The organism is Lapidilactobacillus wuchangensis (genome assembly GCF_003946645.1).
Classification (GTDB): Bacteria; Bacillota; Bacilli; order Lactobacillales; family Lactobacillaceae; genus Lapidilactobacillus; species Lapidilactobacillus wuchangensis.
The window spans coordinates 1-20,838 of the sequence record NZ_RHOU01000014.1 but is presented as its reverse complement, the minus strand read 5'-3'; the positions used below and the strand labels follow the sequence as shown (position 1 = coordinate 20,838).

Sequence of the window (20,838 nt, the reverse complement as noted above, 5' to 3'; positions counted from 1 at the left end):
AACTGTGATCAAAACTAATTCACAACTGCTCGGCAATAAAATTTCGAAAAAACAGCTGACCATTAAGCTTCAAACCATGCTGCCAACATTTTAAATAGCTCATCGTTGCTTTCCATTGCTAAATTGGGCTGATTCAAAGAAAGATCGGCAATACTGACTTGATAATCAGGACTAACTGATTGATTATCATATAATTTCCCATCTACCGCTTTGACATATCCCACCGTTAAATTTAACCACCAAGCTTTCTGTTGGTTTTTATCGGGTAGGATTTTGCCTAAATTCAAAGATGTGAACCCAGCAGTGTTTGTCCCGAAGAACTTAACCTGAGGATTGTTTTTTAAAGCTAGGGCAGTTAATTCAGCGGCACTACCAGTTCGACCATTAATCAGAACTGCAATTTTACGTTTAGTAGAAATTTTAGTCGTTTTTAGTTGACTCTTTGCCATCAGTTTCGTACGAGTGGACTTAATACCGCCAGTTAATTGGCCATTGACTAATTTCAAGGGATAACTTTTCTTATTTTTATCAATTTCCCTAAAAATGATGCCATCTGGCACCAAACTACTAACGCCTAAAGTCATTGGCTCAAAAAAGCCACCAGTATTGTTGATCAGATTGATTACCAAATTATTCGAAGATTGATGAATTAAATGGTCAAGTTCAGTCAGATACTCGTTCGCAAACTGATCATCACTATCGAGCACAAATGCACTCGGAACATTAATAATCGTAAAACCGCGCGTAACCTCCGCAGTTGGCAAATTTCTAATACTGGTGCTTGACTGAGCATTTTTATCAATTTCAACAGCACTACTATGCTTATTGATTGCCTGTAAATAAACGTTTAATTGATTAACATCAGTTAAATTCTTGCCATTGTCCGACGTTTTTAATAATTTTTGCCAAGATACTGAATCACGAATTATTTCGTATTTCTCTATTAATTGAATTGCCTGATAACCTTGGGTTTGGGTCGTGCTTTGCCAATTAAAGTGGGCAATCATGCTGACAATGCCCGCAACTACAACAAATAGCCCTACGAAAATCCATTTACGTCGTTTCACCGTTGCACCCCCATTATTCAGTCAATTCAATTAACCTAACTAAGATTAAACCTGTTTATTGTCGGTATCTTTAGTATATCTATGATTGAAAACGATTCTTCAAAAAATCATCAAATGACAAAAACACATCCTAAAATCGCTTGCTAAAACAAAAGAATTATTTAGCAGCTGCTAAATAATTGATCGGGTAATTTTAATTTGAGGTCACATCATACTTTTTAACAACTTAGTTTTGATTATTGGAAAGGTACAGCTATACTCATCTGGAAAATTGATGACGCGCTTGCGAAAGTCAATGTTGATAATCTGGTTAGGATTAATTAAAAACGATTTATGCACTCGTAACAACTCGGGATAATCTCGTTCAAAATCATTAATTCGTCCATAGAACTCAAACATCATTCCCTCACCGTATAGAACTAACTTATGTGGCACAACGGACGTTTCGATAAAATAAATACCACTGATATCGATTTTCATTTTTCGAAAGCCCAGGGTAAATGTTAAATAGCGACAATTTGAACGACGATTAATGGTCATTGTTGCATTCTGTTGTTCCAAAATATGCTCTATCTGAATTTTTTCACTTTTATCATCCTTGATGAGGTAATTTAATGGGGCAATTTGACGCTTCAATGTTTCCAAGGCCAATTCTGGATGAGATGTCAAAAAGACGATTTGTGCAAATTCATTTTGATCTCTTATTTGGCGAGCTAGGTCAATGCCGTTTTCTTTATTTTCAAGATCGATATCCAAGAAAAACAACGAATCGGTTATTTTATTTTTATCTAGGTAGCGTAATATATCCTGCGGGTCTGTCGTTGCCAAAATGAGTTCCAGATCATATTCATTGATCATAATCGCATTTTTAATAATTTGCTGATAATACGTTAAGAACCGTGTTTCATCATCACAAATAAAAACTGGTAAGGCCATCTTCTCACACATCCTTAATTAGCAGCGATGCGACAAACAGCTGCTCAGCTACATATTGAATTAATTCTGTATTCGTTTCATTTTTAATCATTTCATCAACATTGGTAAGACCTAAACCACGCCCTTTTCCTTTACTACTGAAACCAACTTGGTGAATGATTGATAGTGCAGGAATGGTACCATTAAACGAGTTCTCGATTGAAATTTCTAAATTATTTTTATTGCGTATAAATAGTATTCTCAACAATTTATCCTGGGAATTCACAGCTGCCTCAATGGCATTATCAAGTAAAATGCCGACAACTCTAATTAATTTTACTTCTGCTAAATTAATTAAAGTAATCTGATCTAAGCATTCAAATCTAACTTTCAATCCCGACTGTTCAGCTTGAGATAGTTTGGTGATTATTAACGATTTCAAAGGCATCATTTCAAGATTACTTAAATCAGAAAAACGCATCACGCTTTTCCGAGCCATACCTTCTGAATAGCTTAAAATTTGATCCAAGTATTTTTGATTGGCTACAGAAGAACTTGGATCTAATTTAAGTGCTAATAGCAAATTGCGATAATCATGTCGAAACTGACGCATTTCCTGATAATTTCGATCAACTTCTTCTGTATAAGCATTCATGATCTCAATTTGCTGCTGTAGATGCTGAAGTTCTATTCGCTCATGGTTCTTCTTAACCATCATGTAAGTGAAATAAACGCTAAGAATTGTTTGAGCGACCAAAAAGCCAATCATGATAAATATATAGATTCCCAGCACATGCTGAAGTCGCATTATCTCACCAAAAGCATAGGCAAGACCGATAAAAACCGCTATTTGTAGAATATATATTCGCTGTTCATCTTCCGCTATCGTTAGTGATAAAAATTTCTTTTTAACAAAAAATAACAGTCCAGCAAACAGTAATGTGCTTATCAATGAATTGAGCAATACAATAACTGCACCATTAGTAATCAGTGTATTAAAAGTTGGCCGAAGTAATATGATCGTTACAGATGAAGCAAAAATAGTCACAACCAAATAAATTGAAAGGGCAATCAAAAATCCCAGGATATCATTGATCATTAATCCTTTATTTAGACGCCATTTAGCAAAACGAAGTAGCCCAAAAATTCCGGTAATTGCGATACCTGCTAGCAAAAAATCAGTCAACGATAAGAAGGTCAGCGGTATGATTAACAAGCCAAAAATAAGATAAAATTCTCGGCTTCGATTACCAGTACATATGCCAATGGCAATCATCAGTAAAACTAAATTAACAGCTTCAATCCCAAAATGCGCGTAAGCACTCAATTCGACCATAATATTGCACCCCTTGCTCTATAATTCTCATTATAGCAACAATGGCGGTTTTTCTACTGCACGTATTAAAGAAGTTTCTATACAATTAAAGTCTCTTGCCACATAGCCCAAATTCCGAAGTACTTTGATTATTCGCTTCAAAAAGCAATCTTAATTTGTTTGCTTGTCAATTCAAAAACACCAACCCGTCATTCCTACTACAGCATATCGTGCCTAGCGATAGTTTTATTTAAAGCATCCTAAAATAATTGCTTTAGATTCTGAAATGTTGCCCACTATCTGTTGCGGTTGCTATTTGTGTGATTAAGTCTGATAAAACGCGCAGGTACGCTTGCATGCGTCTTTTATCTAATATTATTAAGGACAAGCGCGGCCATTTATTTCAAAAAAATCTTCCAAAGTCATGATAAATCTATCAAAAAATACTAACCGAAAATCCTGGTTAGTATCATAGGCGTTAATTCAAAAAAATGCTATTACTGTGGGTATACCTAAATCAATCAAGTGACATGCCAAAAAATTGCCCCGTAACAAGTTCATAATCACTAGCCTGCAGTTGAGCTTCAGTTGCCAGAGCAGCTTCAATATCACTAACACTTTGTTTCGAGCGAAAGCGCAACCCCTTACCAGTGCCAACTTCCGTCAATTGAGTGAAAGCAGGATTGCCTTTCAGTCCTGTGAGAATAGATGTTAAATCTGTCCGTGGTTGCGAAAAAGTTACAAGATATTCTGGACCGTATTCATTGAAAATACCAAGCTTAGCCATTATTGTAACCTCCAAATTCAATTTTTTTATTATCGAACGTTGTTAATTTATCATCAAGAATCATTGCTAATAAGTTATTTATCGCCTCCTGATATGAGTTGGAAATCACTCTGCTACAAGAAAATTAAGTTAATAAAGACAAGGGTATTCATCAAGCTATGGGCAATTACTGAAGATAAAATATTAGGCGTTTTCCCGTTAACAAAACTAAAAATCAGTCCCACGGAAAAATAAACAAGTAGGTCGCCCCAGCGCATAGATCCGTGCAATAACGCAAACAACACCGTAGAAACCAAAATCCCCCAAAATTTATTGTGGAAATAGCCGACATTCAGTGTGTATCTGAAAATCAGTTCTTCCCATAACGGCCCAGTTAAGCAAACTATCGGCGCAATAATCAGTGGATTAAGACGTAATACTTGGGAACTTCCGCCTTTAAGTCCAGTAAGATAAGCTATCGCCACCTGAATTAGCACCGCTAAGCCCGCGCCAGCAATTCCTAAAATGACGGCGCGCAAATTAATCTGCAAGATCTTCATTTTTAAAATGGTTGCGCAGGAATAGATTAAATAACCCACAACTAGACTAAAATCAATTGTTAAAATTATTTGGTTACTAGTCGCGCCACAAATAACCAAAAATAACGTTGGCAATATGATACCTACGCCAATCTGAAACGCTAACGACTTCGTCTTGTCCTGAAGTTTATCCATTTATTCGACCTCTTATGTAAAGAATGGGCACTATATCAGGTATAACACGCACTCTAATTGATTTAAGTCATTATTTCCGTTGCCGAATAACACTTGAGTTACTTTCAGGCAATAAGATTTAAAAATGTGACCACAGAATTATAGAGACAATGGGTCATCATACTGGTCGTCAAATCAGCAAATCGATGATCCATATAGATCAATCCCAACGAAAAAATAAAAATCGGAATTTGTTGAAGACTACTCCCATGTAAAAGCGCAAAAATAAGCGACGTCAGCATCATGGCTATTTTGAAGCCAAATAGTTTTTCAAGATAAGTTTGCATAATCCCGCGAAAACTAATTTCCTCGCAAATTGGCGCGATAAAACTGACCTGAATAATCATCGGCACTTTCAAAGGCCCTTTTAATAGCTTTAATATCTGGTCATGATCCACATCATCAATTAGGTGGGAACCTCTGAAGACATTTTGAAATATAAACGCAATCACCAGTGAAAATAAACACCATAGTATGGCAACTATCAATCTCTTCTTGAAATGAGTAAACGCAACGATTGGATGATTGCTTAACTTACGAAACCATAAACTTAGGAGCAAGATTGAGGTGATGCTGGTGCCAATCAGTATTAACCAATTATCAAAAAGTTTTGTATTAAATGCGCCAGTGAGTACCGGTAACTGAGCCAGAATAATCAGTGGCAGTAATGCGATTAAGCCAAACAGTAAATAAATGAATTTTTCTTGGTATTTTTTCAACATTCTGTCAACTATCTCCACGCCTGTAAACTGTTCACATATTTGTTATATCACATTATGCAACCATAAGTAAAATCTCTATATCAACGTCGTCTTTCTTGCTATAAACGTCGTTGCATTTACGAAAAATATATTGTTATATTAAGTTAACGAGTTTAATTTAGAGAGCATGGAGAAGCAACAATGGGACCAATGTCTAACTGGTTATATTTCGCCTTAACAATTCCTCTTTATTTAGTTTGGATTACGGCACTTTCCGTTCTTTTTTTCATCAAGTTAAAATTGGCTATATTCTTTTCTGGTCAATTCTGGGTAGTTTGTTATCACTGTTATTCTCAACAATTGGTGAAATACTTTTTGGCATCACATTTGCGCTTTATTTAGCACATTCCCACCATATTTCTGACACTTTTTGGGTATTTCTAATGATGGAATATAACTTGATTATTGTTAACATTGGCGCAATTATACTCGAATTTGGAGAACACTGGCATTCTAGCACCATACTGACAGTCTTTATTTTAACGCGCATAATCGTTATTCTTTGTTCAGCAATACTGATATATTGGATCTTTTTTAAGAGAAGTGACTTAATTCAAAAACTCTATCAATCGTTTAATAGCAATTCAGCTCTCCAGAAAGCGAGTTTATTTTATACTGGATTTATTTGTTTATCGCTTTATCTAGTCGAATTCATTTTTACAATTATTAAATTAAGCCCGGCGACTGAACTATTTATTTTTAGTATCTTTTTGATTTCAATCATTATCAGTGCATTCTCACTCATATTTATTCTAAAAGCGTACAAAAATCAATCTGAACTTAAATGGCTTAAAGAATCCGAAAAAGCCCGACAAGAATATTATAATAATCTTGATGTTCAGCAGGTTCATACTCGACAAATTATCCATGACTATAAGAACGTCCTCGCCACAATTCAACTATCCTTAAATGACTCAGGGCAGCGTGATGACTCGGCAACTAAGAACTTGATTTCAGAAGCACAAACTGTCCTTACTCAACAGCAGCCTGATCAAGGCTCCATGTCAGCAATTGCTTATCCGCCGCTCCAGAATTTACTCTATCTAAAGTGGACAGCAGCTCAGAATCAAGGAATTAATCTGGTGATTCAAACTGAAGGTGAGCAAATTCTTGCCGGGCTGAGCGATGTACTGCCAATCATTCGAATTGTCGGTATTTTACTTGATAACGCGTTAGAGGCCACAATTGCTGATCAGCAAAAAGAATTCGTAACACTTATCTCAGCTGATAATCAGAACAATGTCGAAATCACCATCATCAATCAAGTCACCAATCAATTCCGTCTCGAACACCTTAATCAGAATAGTTATACGACCAAAGGAAAGAGGCATGGGCAAGGTATGACGATTATCAATGACCTAATTACCTCACATCATAATTTGCACCTTCGTAAACATTTAAATAATCTGAATTTAGAGATCTCTCTATATATTGAGGCAAATGATTATGCTTAATGTCTATATCTTGGAGGATGACGAGCGCTACTTAGCATTTCTCAAGCAAAGCGTTAGCAACACCATAATGATTGAAGACATTTCTGTAGCAGGAATTGTCGCCGAAAAAAAGCCGGATGCACTATTAAATGCGATTGAATTAAACACTCTCAACACGGCTATTTTCTTTTTGGATATCGAAATTATTGGCAATAAAAATGATGGTATTACTGTTGCTGACTGGGTCAGATCCAAGTCTCCCTATGCTGAAATCGTCTTTGTAACAAGTCACTCAGAAGCCGCCATGCGAATAATTACGCATCGAATTGCACCACTGGATCTGATTAATAAATCTGCTAGCAATGAAGGCATTCTCACACGCATTCATAGCGATATTGTCACCATGCAGCAGCGCCAAAATAATCGGCAATTACATTCGCAAGCCATCTTTAGCTACACTATTGGTCAGCAAGTTTTCTCAATCCCCCTTACAGAAGTGGAATACATCCAAACCATCCCTGGTCGACCAGGAGAATTAGAAGTACGTTCTATCAACGAATCAGCAACATTCTCTGGGAATCTTAATCAAATTGAGGCGAAATTCCCTTCATTATTCAGATGCCATAAAAGTGTTATTGTCAATCCTAAGCAAATTAAATCCCTGAATACCGGCCAACGACTTGCCTATTTTAAGAGTGGCAGCAAAATTGATGTCAGTTTTCGAAAGCTCTCCAGTTTAAAAAAGATAATGCTATGTAAATAATATTGTTTCTGTTACAAAAAACTAAGCTAGGCTAGAAAACCATTCATAGTCCCTCTCGATAAGATGTTTTCTACAAGCATCGAGCATTCCCTTGTTGCAGGGCTTATTTAATTGCCACTTACAACACACAACTACGGTATAAAAGGCAGCGCGCCATCAACAACGGTCTACTACTCAACAAAAAAATCATCTTTTTTCTAATCAGCACTATCAATTTCAACAAGTCTTGATTAGCTAACAACTGGTTTTTCAATTCAAAAATTCAGTCCTCAATTAGGTTTTACATTATTTTTACATAAGCGATATTGCGTGCTGGTGGAATTAAGCGCAAAATAGAAGAAGTGTTGAATTTTTTTGGAGCGTGTAAGCATGTCCGTAATCAAAACCATTACTAAAGATCGTGTCTTGCAAATCACCACGATCCTAATGGTCATCAGCTTGTTCTTCGCCAGACCGCACTTAGCCGACATTAGTTTTTCAACGCTCTGGTCCATCCTCGGGATGATGACTGTGATCCAAATTTTTCAGTACCTACATATTCTTGATTTTTGCGCTTATCGCCTGACAAGCCGCGCCAATGACACCCGCCAATTAACTTGGATGTTTCTGGCGCTAGCTGTCGTTGCTGGCATGTTTCTAACTAACGACGTCACCGTGCTCACTTTGATTCCCCTTTATTTGAGCATTGCCACTAAATACGACCTGCCCGAAGTTTTGCCCGTCACTTTAATCGGCATGGCAGCCAACTTCGGCAGCGCCTTTACCCCTTTTGGCAATACCCACAATATTTTCATGATGAATCATTACGCGGTGCCCACCTCAGTCTTCTTCTCTTGGTCGATTCCGCTGCTAATTGCCAGCTTGATTCTATTATTCCTACTTAGTCTATTTGTTAAAAAAAAGCCCGTGCCCACGGTACCTGTTTTGGACATCCATATTATGCCGCGGCCCACAATTATCACTTGTTTGGTGGCCGGTTTGATTTTTGCCGGCGTGCTAAACGTGATTCCCGCCTGGGTTGGTGCGGTTGCTGCCATGATGTTAGCTTTCGGCTTGGAACCAAAAATTGTTGGTAATGTCGATTACGCTATTGTTCTGACCTTTACTGGCTTCTTCATTATTATTAGTGCGATTCGTCAAGTTCCCCAAGTTTCCAACTTGATTTCCAGTTTCATGGGCAGCGAACATTCAGTTTATTTAACTAGTTTGGTTTCTAGCCAACTCATTTCCAACGTGCCAACAACTGTTTTAATTGGTAAATTTACGACTTACGCGGCGGCGCTTTTCCTAGGCTCCAATATTGGTGGGCTGGGAACAATGGTCGGGTCGATGTGCAACTTGCTGGTTTACAAAGAGTACACCAACTGGAGCAGCAAATCCGGCAAACATTTCATCCCCGGATTTTTCGGCTTTAATGTGGCTGGTTTGGCTATTTTAGGTGTGGTTGGGATGTTGATTTTAGATTTCGTTTATTAACGCTATTCAGGAGAGTTCCTTGTGAGCTCTTTTTTTATTGCCGTGAAAATGGCGTATAATTGAAGCCATAAACTCTTTTGGAGGTACAACAATGACACCCGAACAATTTTTCGAGCAAGCTAAACAGGCACTACATTTACCAGCAGATACCCCACTGCAAAGCGCTTATCAATTCGGCGCTGATCCTGATACGTTAGCTAACTTGGTGCTAACCGGCACCAAAACAGCCACGACCAGCGCTTATGACTTGTACGAACCTGACGAAGCTTTACCACAAGCTGGTTCCTATGATGTGATTCTCAACAGCAAAGATGAACCAATTTGTGTGACTTTTACAGACAGCGTTGAAATCAAACCATTTCGCGAAGTCGGCGCTGACCACGCTTATCATGAAGGCGAAGGCGATCGAAGTTACGATTACTGGCGGCAAGTTCATGTCGAGTTCTTCATCAAGGAATACGCTGATGAAGCAGGTAAGGTCTTTGATCCCGACACTGCTCAGATGGTGCTGGAACGATTCCATGTGGTTTATCCGGTGAAAGACTAAAGCAAACAAACCCGGTGATAGTGTTAAAACAGGATTGCGTCTGACTGCATTGCGGGCTGCTTGTCGTGGGACGGCGTGGGCATTGATTTAAGCTTTTTCTCCGAAAAATCTTAAATACAAGCCTTATTGTAAGTGCTAAAGCACCAACAATAATTTCACACCTGACGACAAGATCCCTCCATTCCGTCTGGATTTGAGCTAGATTATTTCACTACTGTCAGTGATGAAGGCAACTATAGTGGGATACCTTGGCTAAGTTAGACGTGATTATATCTGAATAGTAAAGTTCAAAACAGCCTGTTTGACATTTTCTGGTTTTCCAGAAAGTTCTGTCAAGCAGGCTGTTCGTTTGCTGAATTTTATTTCTTTAAATACTGGTACATCATTATTTAATCTGATAACGCAAAACCGTCTTCAACTTATCTGGTGCTACACGGCGAGCATCGGACAAATAAATCTCACGATGAATTTTAGAGTGCCGCTGATGATCGGTCGCTGCGACTAACGCATCGATTTTGGCAAAGCTGGTTGGTTCATCATCGTAAGCACCCACATGTAGAATTTGGGCAGCTAACATTTCAGGATACTGCTTGATCTCAACTTGATTGCCTAAAGCTAATTGTTTCTTAGCATTAACTTGGTCAATCGTTGGCTGCAACAAGTCCACGGGCACAAATTCTGGAATTTGAATCATAATGTCATAGCTAAATTCATTTTTATCAAGATGATCTAGTTGCTGCCCTTTTTCGGTGAGTGACCAGACGCCTTCCAAGGGAAAAACAGTGTAATCATCAAACTCGACTGATTGCGTCTGCGCCCATTTTCGATAGGCGCTTTTAATGCCATAGGCCAAGGGATACAACGTCGTAACCCGTTGCTGAAATTCGGGGCCATTAGGATTACCCACGCCATGTAAACTAATAAACCGTTGCGCTGGTACCGTCACAATTCGTGGTTGTTGCTTGGGCAAATACAATTCTTTCGCTTGTTTACGCCACTCGTACTTCATCAAAAGTACCTCCAGAAGTTAATGCATTCATTATAACCCATTACTGATTCGTTATTTTAGTGGGCCATTTTAACCAGAAAATCATCCAATTGCGATCACTGCTAACGACAATTTATTAATCGAGAGATTGGAAAAATAATGATTTCTACAAAAGACACTTTAGACACACGACAAATTTAAATATTGCTCGTGTGTCTAGATTGTACTTTTAAAAAAAGCTTCTTTTAATAATCAAATTCAGTGATTGTCGACCGCTTTGAGAACCTAGCAAAATTGAAATTTAAGGCAAAAAATATCAATTGCGACAAATTATTATGCTGACACTAACAGTTCTTGTGGACTAAAAACACTCTTGCTTAATGAACATTCTAGCTAATGCCTGATACTGTTAAGCAGTCATCTATGCGCATGATTTAATTGCTCAGATCAGGCTGATCTGTTCCACTATAATTGCCTCAACATCCATCTTAGATGACAGTGTGCAAAATCAACTCCAGACGGAATGGAGGGCGTGGTTGTCAGCCGCCAAATTATACTTAGCGATTTATCGCTTAGTATAAGGCTCGCATTTGAGATTGTTGCGCAGCAATAAGCTCAAATCGATGCCGGCAGCGTCCCACAACCAGCAAGCCCGAAATGCAGTCAGACTCAATTCCGTTTTAACCATTTCACTGGATTTTGATGTTTTGAACGTCTGACTGAATGCCACTATTCAATTTCCTTAAAAAACTCATACAGCCGTTCCGTCGTCAACGCTTGTTTCTCAGCACCACTGACATCATAAGTGACTTGCCCGTGATGCAGCACAATTAGCCGATTGCCGTAAGTCAGGGCATCTTCCAAATGATGAGTGATCATCAAACAGGTTAACTTTTCCTCTTGAACACGCTGATTAGTCAATGTCATTAACGCATCACTGGTTTTCGGGTCCAAGGCCGCGGTGTGTTCATCCAGCAGTAACAATTCTGGCCGCTCCAAAGTCGCCATTAAGAAACTCAAAGCTTGGCGCTGACCACCTGACAAATTACCAGTGGCGGTATTTAAGCGCTCGTCCAAGCCATTATGCATCGCCGCCGTCAACTCGCGATAACGTGGCAATTGCCGTTTTAACTGCCGTGGCAACAAGCCGCGATGTTGGCCCCGTTTTTCCGCCAACAACAGATTTTCGGCAACCGTCATTCGTGGTGCCGTTCCTAATTTCGGATCTTGGAAAACGCGACTGAGGAAACGCGTCCGTTTTTCAACGGATTCGCGGCTGATTTCTTGACCGCGTAATTTAATTTGGCCACCATCAATCGCCAAATCGCCACCAATTGCGTTGAACAACGTGGATTTCCCGGCGCCATTAGAACCCAACACCGTAATGAAGTCGCCTTGATTGATCGTCAAATTTAAATGGTTCAGAATTTGTAACTCTTCTGGCGTGTGGCGATTGACTTTCACGACCACATTTTTCAATTGTAATAATGGTTCAGTCATTAGTATCCAACCCCCGTTTCAGCACGTGCTTCAAGTTGAACGACTGTTTGAAAACTGGCAACATCATACATAGCGCCAAAACAATCGCTGATAATAAATTCAAATCGTTGGCATTGAAGCCTAATTTCAAGACGATCAGCAACACGAAGCGATACAAAATACTGCCTAGGGTTACCGCCACTAATCGTTGATTCAAGGTTAAATCGCCGAACGCCACCTCGCCGATGATAATTGAGGCCAAGGCAATCACAATGATGCCGATACCCATGTTCACGTCAGCGTAGCCATTATTCTGAGCGACCAGCGCACCACCAAAAGCAATCAGGCCGTTGGAAATCATTAAGCCCATCATTTTCATGTTGTCGGTATTGATCCCCAGTGAGCGGGCCATCGTCTGGTTATCACCGGTGGCAATAAAGCCTTGACCCAAACTCGTCTGCAGGAAATAAATCACGATGGCGGTAACCACGACCATCACCGCTGTCCCCACGAAAACACTGTCGAAATATTGGGGCAAACTTTGCAGAAAAGTATTTTTAAACAAGGTGGGCTTGCCCATTAAGGACACGTTGGCTCGACCCATGATTCGCAAATTAATTGAATAGCAAGCAGTCATCATCAGAATTCCCGCCAGCAAAATCGGAATGTGGCCCTTGGTGTACAACAAGCCAGTAATTAAACCGGCCAAACTCCCGACAACAAAAGCTAGCAAGGTAGCCGTCAGCGGCGACAAGCCCGCGTTAATGGCAGCAGCACATATTGCAGCGCCTAAAGGAAAAGTGCCTTCCACAGTCATATCAGCGAAATCTAAAATACGAAACGTTAAAAACAGGCCCACGCCAAGAACTGCCCATAACAGACCTTGACCAATTGCTGAAACCATCATATTCATTTGAATACCTCCCCATGTGCCTGAGCTTCTTTTAAAACGGAAGCTGGTAAGGTGATGCCTAATTTTTTAGCAGCGGTTAAATTAACGGTCATTTCGCCAGTTCGCTCGAAATGGATCGGCGTCGTGGCTGGATTCTTGCCTTTCAGAATGGCCGCCGTCATTTTGCCGGTCTCAACACCTAAGCGATATTGGTTGATGCTCAAAGTTGCTAAGCCGCCTGCCTTGACCATCGTGTCCACTGCTGGAAAAACAGGGACCTTCTTAGCGTTAGCCGTGGCCACCAAAGTCTGCATGGCGCTGGCTACCGTATTGTCCGTCGGCACATAAATGGCCTGCACTTCGTTGACCATTTGCTGAGCGACTTGATTTAAGTCGTTAGTGTTAGCGATTGAATAAGCTTTTAAAGTGATCCTGGCCTTTTTACAAATCGTGACAAACTGATGATATTGGGCTGTAGCGGAGTCGTCTGATGAGGTATAAATAATCCCCACCGTTTTCAAATCGGGCATGATTTTACGCATCAAATCTAGTTGCGCCGCTAAAGGTGCCTGGTCCGAAACGCCAGTCACATTGTTGCCGGGCCGTTGATTATCCTTAACCAATTTAGCGCCCTTGGGATCAGTGATGGCGCCTAAAACCACAGGAATTTTGCTGGAAGCATTGGCTAGTGCTTGGGCTGATGGCGTGGCAATGCCAATCATCGCCGCTGCATTTTCGTTAACAAACCGGGCACTCATGGTTTTCAGATTGCTCTGATCATTTTGGGCATTTTGAAAATCAATTTTAACATTCTTGCCCACGTGATAGCCTTCCTCAGCCAAACCGTGAATAATGCCCTTATGAATCGCGTCCAGAGCCGGATGCGATAATAATTGAAGAATGCCCACTGTAGGCACGGCTTGTTGCTGCGCGTGATCTTGCTGGCGCCCATGGACAAAGGCGAATCCCAGAAATAACACTAAAATCCCAATTAACCCATATAATCGTTTCATAAAAATTCCTTCTTTTTCTAAAGATAATTAAATCTGATTTTGGTTTTAAAACAGAATGGCGTTTGACTCCGTTCCGGGCTGCTTGGCGTGGAACGCGGCCGACACTGATTGATGCCAATTAAAAACCAAATTGTCATCAATCCAGATCTTATTGTAAGTGCTAAAGCACTAACAATAATTTGGCGGCTGACGCCAAGATCCCTCCACGTCGTCTGGAGTTGAATTAGCGCATTTCATCATTACTAGATGTTAAGGCAATCGTTGCCGATTAGTCTTGTAGTAACAGATGAATAGTGGTCCACAGTTCGATTAGTTTACAAAGATGGTTGCTGGGCGATTGGCGTCAGCCGTGAAATTATTCTTAGCGGTTTACCGCTTAGAATAAGCCTCGAATTTGAAACATTTTGGTTTGTAATTGGTTCAAATCGACGGCCACAGCGTTCCACGCCCTCTAAATCGCCCAGCAACCACCTCCCTGACTAGGGAGCGACTTGATCAATTTCCAAACCTCTTACCACACCATTGCACTCAAAAAGGGTACCCAGTCCACCTGGATACCCCAAAATAAAAAGGTCCGCCGGCGGAATTTACATCCGCGGCGGACCTGCTAATGCAGAAAGTTAACCGGCACAGATGCGATGAGCACTCTGAAGAGCTCAAGTCGCATCTGAACCAGATGACGACTTGATTACCGGCTTTGCCAACGTCCATTTAAAGTAATCAAAGAATCAGTCATGTGAACTTCCTACCTTCCGTTAATTAATTGTTTTCAGTGTACGGCAGTAAATAATAAACGTCAAGCCCAAATTTTAAAATAATCAGTCCATTGCAATTAAATAAAACCAATTAACAACTCGCCATTTTTGAATTCTTAGTACGATTTTAATCAAAATGAAATTAGTTGAGCAATGTGTTAGACTGTGACTACATGGGAAGTTTAGCGGTGGCTAATCTAACAATTAGGAGTTGATGCGTATGGGAAATCAGCGCAGCATTCACTCTGATGAAAGGACTAGCCTGTGTCTGTTAAAGATACATTGGAACTGATGTTGGCCTTTGGCATGTTTGTCATCGCCCTAATATCAATCAACAATGATCTAAGAAAATAGGCAAAATAAAAAACCGCTGACCACCGGCAAGTTGTGAGCGGTTTAAGAAAACAACAGCCACCGTATTAACGGTTACCATGCGAGGCGACTGCAACCGCGCAGTCGCTTCTTTATGTTGATGATATCACATCAGCTTCAAACTGTGAAGAGCATTGGCTTTTCCTAAAATCTTTTAAGTCGGTCCTAGTTGAAAATGACAGGGACCAGCGATTTTGTTGGTGTGAAACATGGTTTGCGGAAAGCCTTTCCCAATTGGTGAGGTGGAGGCGGCGCAATTTGAGGGGCGTGGAACGCCATGGGCATTGATTTAAGCTTTTGTTACACAAAATCTTAAATACAAGCCTTATTCTAACCGCTAAAGCGGCAAGAATAATTTCATGGCTGACGCCAATTGCGCCGCCACCACCTGATAAAACTAACTAAAATGATCACCACTATTTAGCCGAACCAGATTGTGTTGAGACAAAAACGGTGTGACAATCTCTATTGATGAATAGAGTTGTCACACCGCTTTTTTTGTTACTGTTCAACTATTACCACTGATTTAAATGGGTTAATGAATCCTGCTATCACTGGCTTAAGCACTAATAATTATTAAATGTACCACCTTAATTCCAGACGGAATGGAGGGCGTGGTTGTCAGCCGCCAAATTTGTCTTATTGCTTTAGCAATTAGACAAAGGCTTGTATTTGGGATCGTTGCGCAGCAATAAGCACAAATCAACGCCGGCAGCGTTCCACGACAAGCAGCCCGAAATGCAGTCAGATCCTGTTCTGTTTCAACACCTTCACTAGGTCTTAAGGTTTGGACCCAGCTTCAATCGGCAATAGCTGCCAAGTCTTCCTTGATTATGGCCATAAATTGCTCGCCATATTTGGCCAGTTTATTCTGGCCCACACCTTTGACCGCCAGAAATTCACTGTCAGTTTCGGGACGTTCGGCGGACATTTCATGCAAAGCTTTATCAGAGAAAATAACAAAAGGTGGCACTTGCTGCGCGGTTGCCAATTCCAAGCGCAATGCGCGTAATTTCTGGAACAACTCATCATTTTCCGGTAAGGATTTTTGCGCTTTAACCGCTTGTTTGCGCGCCACTTTAGTTTTGCCACGCAAAACATCGGCCCCAGTTTGGGTTAATTGTAAAACTGGATACTGACCAGCAGTCGCTTTCAGAAAACCAGCGGCAGTTAAGTAATCAATCAACCCACTAACATTTTTCTGAGCACTGCCTCGCATTAGACCATACGTCGACAAGTCCTGCAAATTCAACTGGCGAATCCGTTGCGTATTGGCGCCAGTCAGTACCTGGGCCACAATCGATTTACCAAAGCTACTATGCAAACGGACCACACAAGAAAGCACCTTTTGCGCATCAACAGTAATATCCTGCAATTCCCGCTGGTCCAAACAATTACTGCAGCGACCACATTTTTCATCACTGTGATCACCGAAATATCTTAAAATAAATTGCTGCAAACACATAGGCGTATTGGCATACTGGGTTATTTCTTGAAGTTTTTGGTACTCGGTTTTTTTATAGGCTTCATCCATGTCGGACTGATCAATAAAGAAGTGCTGAATCTGAATATCCTGGGACCGAAACAGCAAAATCGCATCACTGGGCAAACCGTCACGGCCAGCACGACCGGCCTCTTGATAATAAGCTTCCAAACTGCCAGGAATTTGCGCATGAATCACAAAGCGGACGTTGCTTTTATCAATACCCATGCCAAAAGCATTCGTCGCCACCATTACCTGAATGCGATCGTACAAGAAATCTTCCTGCGCATCCCGCCGTGCCTGATCAGACAAACCGCCATGATAGCAATCAACGGTGATTTTATGCTTTTTCAGAAAATTAGTCAGCCGCTCAACTTCCTTACGAGTGCTGGCATAAATAATCCCCGACTGATCGGGATTTAATTTCAAATAATCGAGTAAGAACCGATCCTTATCTTGGTCCCGAATCACTTGAAAAGCTAAATTATCCCGAGCAAAACCAGTTTTCACCTCATGATCCGGGGCAATCCGCAAGCGCTGACAAATATCAGCCGCAACTTGCGTAGTTGCCGTCGCCGTTAAGGCAATAATTGGCGGCTGGCTTGGCAAATCTTCGAGTGCGGCCGCCAGATTTAAATAACTAGGACGGAAATCATGGCCCCATTGCGAAATACAGTGAGCCTCATCAACGGCCACTAAACTAATTTGAAGTCGACCTAACTGTTGGCGAAATGCCGGTGTGTCCAAGCGCTCAGGTGCCAAATACAACAGTTTAACCTGGCCGCTAGCTGCTAACTGCAAGCGTTCCTGAATGGTTGGATAATCAAGGGTGCTATTAATAAACGTTGCTGAAATCCCATTTTCATGCAAAGCATCAACTTGGTCCTTCATTAACGAAATTAATGGCGAAACAACCACTGTCACACCAGGTAACAATAGTGCTGGGATCTGATAACACAGCGATTTCCCACCGCCTGTTGGCATGACTGCCAGCGTATTTTCGCCAGCCATGATCTGATCAATCACTGTCGCCTGCCCTTGGCGAAATGTTTCAAAACCAAATTTATCCTCAAGAATTTTTTGTGCCGCTAGGTTAACCATTTCAACCAACTTTCTACTTTTTGAAACTTAACTGCTCAATGACAATGACGCTTTGGGATTAAACTACTTAACTTTAAATACGCCAATTTAGCCATAAATTTTGCTCAACTCATTTATTATAGCATGCTTGCCAATCGTCCCAAGTGCCGCTTAACGACAAAATAGCGAGCAATTCTGACGAATTGTTCGCTATTGACAATTTTACTGACCTGACCAATTACTTGGCCGAGTCACGATTAATTTTTTTAAATACGGTCAGCAATTGATATTAGGCGCGCTGAAATTTCCGCTTCAGGAAGGCTACGAAAGCACCGCCGATTAGCATGCCTAGGCCTAATAGCGCTAACCAACTCTGGGCGTTCTCACCAGTTTGTGGTAAGGCCACAACTTTTTTAGCACTGGCGTTATTGTTGCCAGTCACTTTAGCAAAATGCGTTTGTGGTAAAGTCGTCTGCTTAACGGTCCGCACAACATCTTGAACTGAGCCTGTTTTGGCCAGCAAAGTTTGATCAGCAGTTCCTTGTTTAGTGGTTGTTACTGGCGTCTTCTCGACCACTGGTGTTGTGGTGCCCTTATCAGGCGTTGTGGTCCCCTTGTCAGGTGTCGTTGGTGTAGTCTGACCTTGGTTCGGATCAGGATTAACGGTTACCGTCGCGGTATCGGAAACAACGTAAGGTTCGTTTTTGTCATAATAATTAGCGGCAACCTGATAAGCATAGGTTACCTTGAAAGTACCGGCCTTGGTGACCCGACCATTTTGGACAATGCCCTCAGGATCAGTGACGGTCGTGGTAACCTGGTCAACAGTCAACGGTTTATCTTGATTATCTAAGGCACTAACGAAATTAGCTGCTTTATTCCAATCGTTGCCAACAGTTAAGGTACTATCTTGAGCAGTCACAATTTTACGCAAAGTAATATAAACTTCCGGTGCCAACTGACGGCCAGTCGAAGCAACAGCGCTAGTACTTGGCGTATTGCCAGTTACGGTTGCACTAGTAGTGGCGCTGTAACTGTGATATGAATACTGGCTCTGGGGCGTGCCATCCTTGTTCAACAGCATTGAATAGCCCTTATCTTTAACTAAGTCAGCAATATTGGTTGCTGGCAAATTAACTGCCACCGTGCCACCAGTATAGTTATAATCACTAGAGCCACCAGCTAAAGTATAGAAATTATGGTAGCTGATTTCACTAGTGGTTGCATCAGGCATTAAATCTTGAATTTCAGCAGGTACTTGATGATACTTAATCCCCAATTGATCAACTAAAACAGCCATGTATTGACCAGTAACACTTGGTAGTGGTGTCGCAAAACGGAAAGCAACATTACCATCGCCAGAAGTTAGGCCAAGTTGATTGGTCACCCCAACCTGCTCAACACCACTGAGATTATACAAGTCTGATTTAACTACTGTTAATGGAATCGTCCAAGTATGGCTACTGTGAGCAGGTAAAGTCCCGTCTAGTCGAAATCGATGTAAATCGGACCACTTAAAATTAGGATAAACACTTAATAAGGTTTGGCCCCATCCGTCTTTAGTGAATGATTTGTAATTCCAATTATTAACGGCATAGCTCACTTGCAGCCCAGTTGGTAAATTACTTTCAAAGTCATCCCGCGTAGCACTATCGGCAACTGTAATTTGACTAGTAGCGCTTGCATTCGCAGCTTCGAAGTCCTTCGGCAGGAGGAAAATAGTGGCATTAACATTCTGAGCCACATCACTAGTATTTTTGATTGTGTAAACAGCATTTAAACTAGTGATATCAGAATTAACAATTGCGCCAGCACCATTATTTAATGAACTTTGTGATTCGGAAGTTCCCTGGGCATTTGTTGCTGACAATTGCGCCGTAGCCACAACTGACTTGCTAATGGCCCTTTCAGTGGTGCCATTTGGATCACCAGTAATTGCCGGAACTGTGGTTGCTGCGTGAGCCTGATTCAGCTGACCACTGGCGACACTTAACGTGATTAGACTAACAGCTAATAAGCCTAAACTCTTTGCTAGGCGTGGAAAATGAAACTGATTTAATTTTTTCATGAAATAGTGCCCCCACTAATTTGTACAGGTGAGTTTACTTGGCAAAGGCCGGTTCAGCAACGTTTGCGAACCGATCTCCTAATTGTCCCCCATGACAATTACACCAACTCAACTGCTTTGAAGCTTCTTTTAGTTATCTTTATTTTAGCACCTTGGTGGGCAATGTAAATACCATAACTAATAATAAATTTGTCTAACAATAAAAAATTATAATATAATACTGAAGTTATAGTGACTGTATAGCCCCACCTTATTCAAAGGAGAGATTGTGCTAAGTATTTCCTTAATTGAAGTGGTGGTTGCTGGGCGATTTTGTGGACTTGGAACGCTGTGGTAATCGACTTGAATCTGAACGAGTTTTAGGCAGAATAGCGAACAACTCCGTTGCGGCCGGCGGGTTGTGGAACGTTGCCGGCGTTGATTTGAGCTTATTGCTGCGCAACAATCTCAAATACAAGCCTTCTTCTAACCGCTAAAGCGGCAAGAAGAATTTGGCGACTGACAACCCGGCGGCCTCCACTACGTTTTGAGCTAGTATGTTCCTCTTTAGATTTAGTCGATATCAAGGCAATACTAGTGAAGTTGGATGCCAATCGCCCAGCAACCACCTGTGGAAACTAACAGAATTGAGCACCACTATTTAGAAAAACAGATTGATGTAAACTAATAGGCCTGTTTGATAAGATCTCTGGATAAAACCAGAGAAATGTTGAACAGGCTTTTTTAATACTGTTCAGTTGTGACAACAATTTGAATCGAGTTGATCTATCCCACTACAATTGTCTTAACCACTAACAAAGCTGAAGTAAACTACCTCAACTCCAGACGGAATGGAGGGCGTGGTTGTCAGCCGCCAAATTTGTCTTGCCGCTTCAGCGGTTAGACAAAGGCT

The 20,838-nt window shown here is 40.9% G+C and carries 18 protein-coding genes; 6 read left to right on the top strand and 12 right to left on the bottom strand.

The genetic code is table 11. The annotated features are described in order from the left end of the window. Nucleotides 1-62: 62 nt before the first annotated feature. From EKM82_RS09765 to EKM82_RS09740, 6 genes are all read right to left on the bottom strand, one after another. Nucleotides 63-1,067: a S41 family peptidase gene (locus EKM82_RS09765; RefSeq protein WP_125768687.1), complete on the bottom strand. Its 1,005-nt coding sequence runs from the start codon at nucleotides 1,065-1,067 to the stop codon at nucleotides 63-65. A 204-nt stretch (nucleotides 1,068-1,271) separates the two neighbouring features. Next, nucleotides 1,272-2,003: a LytR/AlgR family response regulator transcription factor gene (locus tag EKM82_RS09760; RefSeq protein ID WP_125768684.1), complete on the bottom strand. Its 732-nt coding sequence runs from the start codon at nucleotides 2,001-2,003 to the stop codon at nucleotides 1,272-1,274. Between the two features lie 4 nt (nucleotides 2,004-2,007). Then, the gene (locus EKM82_RS09755) at nucleotides 2,008-3,318 is read right to left on the bottom strand and encodes a sensor histidine kinase (RefSeq protein ID WP_125768682.1); all 1,311 of its coding nucleotides are present in this window, start codon (nucleotides 3,316-3,318) and stop codon (nucleotides 2,008-2,010) included. Nucleotides 3,319-3,814: 496 nt separating this feature from the next. Beyond that, the gene (locus tag EKM82_RS09750; protein WP_125768680.1) at nucleotides 3,815-4,084 is read right to left on the bottom strand and encodes a hypothetical protein; all 270 of its coding nucleotides are present in this window, start codon (nucleotides 4,082-4,084) and stop codon (nucleotides 3,815-3,817) included. Between the two features lie 113 nt (nucleotides 4,085-4,197). Beyond that, nucleotides 4,198-4,797 (bottom strand): CPBP family intramembrane glutamic endopeptidase, encoded by a 600-nt coding sequence (locus tag EKM82_RS09745; RefSeq protein WP_125768678.1) that lies wholly within the window; start codon nucleotides 4,795-4,797, stop codon nucleotides 4,198-4,200. Nucleotides 4,798-4,901: 104 nt separating this feature from the next. Continuing rightward, complete coding sequence (locus EKM82_RS09740; RefSeq protein ID WP_125768675.1) at nucleotides 4,902-5,558, bottom strand: CPBP family intramembrane glutamic endopeptidase; 657 nt, start codon at nucleotides 5,556-5,558, stop codon at nucleotides 4,902-4,904. Nucleotides 5,559-5,872: 314 nt separating this feature from the next. Between EKM82_RS09740 and EKM82_RS09735 the strand changes: the two genes are divergently transcribed. The 4 genes from EKM82_RS09735 to EKM82_RS09720 all read left to right on the top strand — a co-directional run bounded on the left by EKM82_RS09735 (nucleotide 5,873) and on the right by EKM82_RS09720 (nucleotide 9,816). Further along, a complete protein-coding gene (locus EKM82_RS09735; protein ID WP_164508227.1) occupies nucleotides 5,873-7,051 on the top strand; it encodes a GHKL domain-containing protein in 1,179 nt (392 codons plus the stop codon). Then, nucleotides 7,044-7,793: a LytR/AlgR family response regulator transcription factor gene (locus EKM82_RS09730; protein WP_164508226.1), complete on the top strand. Its 750-nt coding sequence runs from the start codon at nucleotides 7,044-7,046 to the stop codon at nucleotides 7,791-7,793. The genes EKM82_RS09735 and EKM82_RS09730 overlap by 8 nt, the downstream gene beginning before the upstream one ends. A 369-nt stretch (nucleotides 7,794-8,162) precedes the next feature. Then, nucleotides 8,163-9,269: an SLC13 family permease gene (locus EKM82_RS09725; RefSeq protein ID WP_125768667.1), complete on the top strand. Its 1,107-nt coding sequence runs from the start codon at nucleotides 8,163-8,165 to the stop codon at nucleotides 9,267-9,269. Nucleotides 9,270-9,360: 91 nt separating this feature from the next. Then, nucleotides 9,361-9,816, top strand: a complete 456-nt coding sequence (locus tag EKM82_RS09720; protein ID WP_125768664.1) for an ASCH domain-containing protein — start codon at nucleotides 9,361-9,363, stop codon at nucleotides 9,814-9,816. A gap of 385 nt (nucleotides 9,817-10,201) precedes the next feature. On the opposite strand, the gene EKM82_RS09715 is transcribed toward EKM82_RS09720, so the two are convergent. The 4 genes from EKM82_RS09715 to trpX form a co-directional block, all read right to left on the bottom strand. After that, nucleotides 10,202-10,825, bottom strand: coding sequence for a GyrI-like domain-containing protein (locus EKM82_RS09715; RefSeq protein ID WP_125768661.1), 624 nt, complete (start codon nucleotides 10,823-10,825; stop codon nucleotides 10,202-10,204). 708 nt (nucleotides 10,826-11,533) lie between these two features. Then, nucleotides 11,534-12,304, bottom strand: coding sequence for an ABC transporter ATP-binding protein (locus EKM82_RS09710; RefSeq protein WP_125768658.1), 771 nt, complete (start codon nucleotides 12,302-12,304; stop codon nucleotides 11,534-11,536). Continuing rightward, nucleotides 12,297-13,196, bottom strand: coding sequence for an ABC transporter permease (locus EKM82_RS09705; protein WP_125768655.1), 900 nt, complete (start codon nucleotides 13,194-13,196; stop codon nucleotides 12,297-12,299). Before EKM82_RS09705 ends, EKM82_RS09710 begins: the two co-directional genes overlap by 8 nt. Further along, nucleotides 13,193-14,188 carry a tryptophan ABC transporter substrate-binding protein gene (gene trpX / locus EKM82_RS09700; RefSeq protein WP_125768652.1) on the bottom strand — a complete coding sequence of 332 codons (996 nt, stop codon included), beginning with the start codon at nucleotides 14,186-14,188 and terminating at the stop codon, nucleotides 13,193-13,195. Before trpX ends, EKM82_RS09705 begins: the two co-directional genes overlap by 4 nt. A gap of 1,019 nt (nucleotides 14,189-15,207) precedes the next feature. Between trpX and EKM82_RS11985 the strand changes: the two genes are divergently transcribed. Further along, on the top strand, nucleotides 15,208-15,297 hold the full coding sequence (locus EKM82_RS11985) for a putative holin-like toxin (protein ID WP_125768648.1): 90 nt from the start codon (nucleotides 15,208-15,210) through the stop codon (nucleotides 15,295-15,297). 817 nt (nucleotides 15,298-16,114) lie between these two features. On the opposite strand, the gene recQ is transcribed toward EKM82_RS11985, so the two are convergent. Both recQ and EKM82_RS09685 read right to left on the bottom strand, forming a co-directional pair. Next, nucleotides 16,115-17,899, bottom strand: coding sequence for a DNA helicase RecQ (gene recQ / locus EKM82_RS09690; protein WP_125768645.1), 1,785 nt, complete (start codon nucleotides 17,897-17,899; stop codon nucleotides 16,115-16,117). Between the two features lie 268 nt (nucleotides 17,900-18,167). Next, nucleotides 18,168-19,946, bottom strand: a complete 1,779-nt coding sequence (locus tag EKM82_RS09685) for an LPXTG cell wall anchor domain-containing protein (RefSeq protein WP_125768642.1) — start codon at nucleotides 19,944-19,946, stop codon at nucleotides 18,168-18,170. 299 nt (nucleotides 19,947-20,245) lie between these two features. Here EKM82_RS09685 and EKM82_RS11620 point away from each other — a divergent pair, with 299 nt between their 5' ends. Next, nucleotides 20,246-20,422, top strand: a complete 177-nt coding sequence (locus EKM82_RS11620) for a hypothetical protein (protein ID WP_164508225.1) — start codon at nucleotides 20,246-20,248, stop codon at nucleotides 20,420-20,422. Nucleotides 20,423-20,838: the final 416 nt, after the last annotated feature.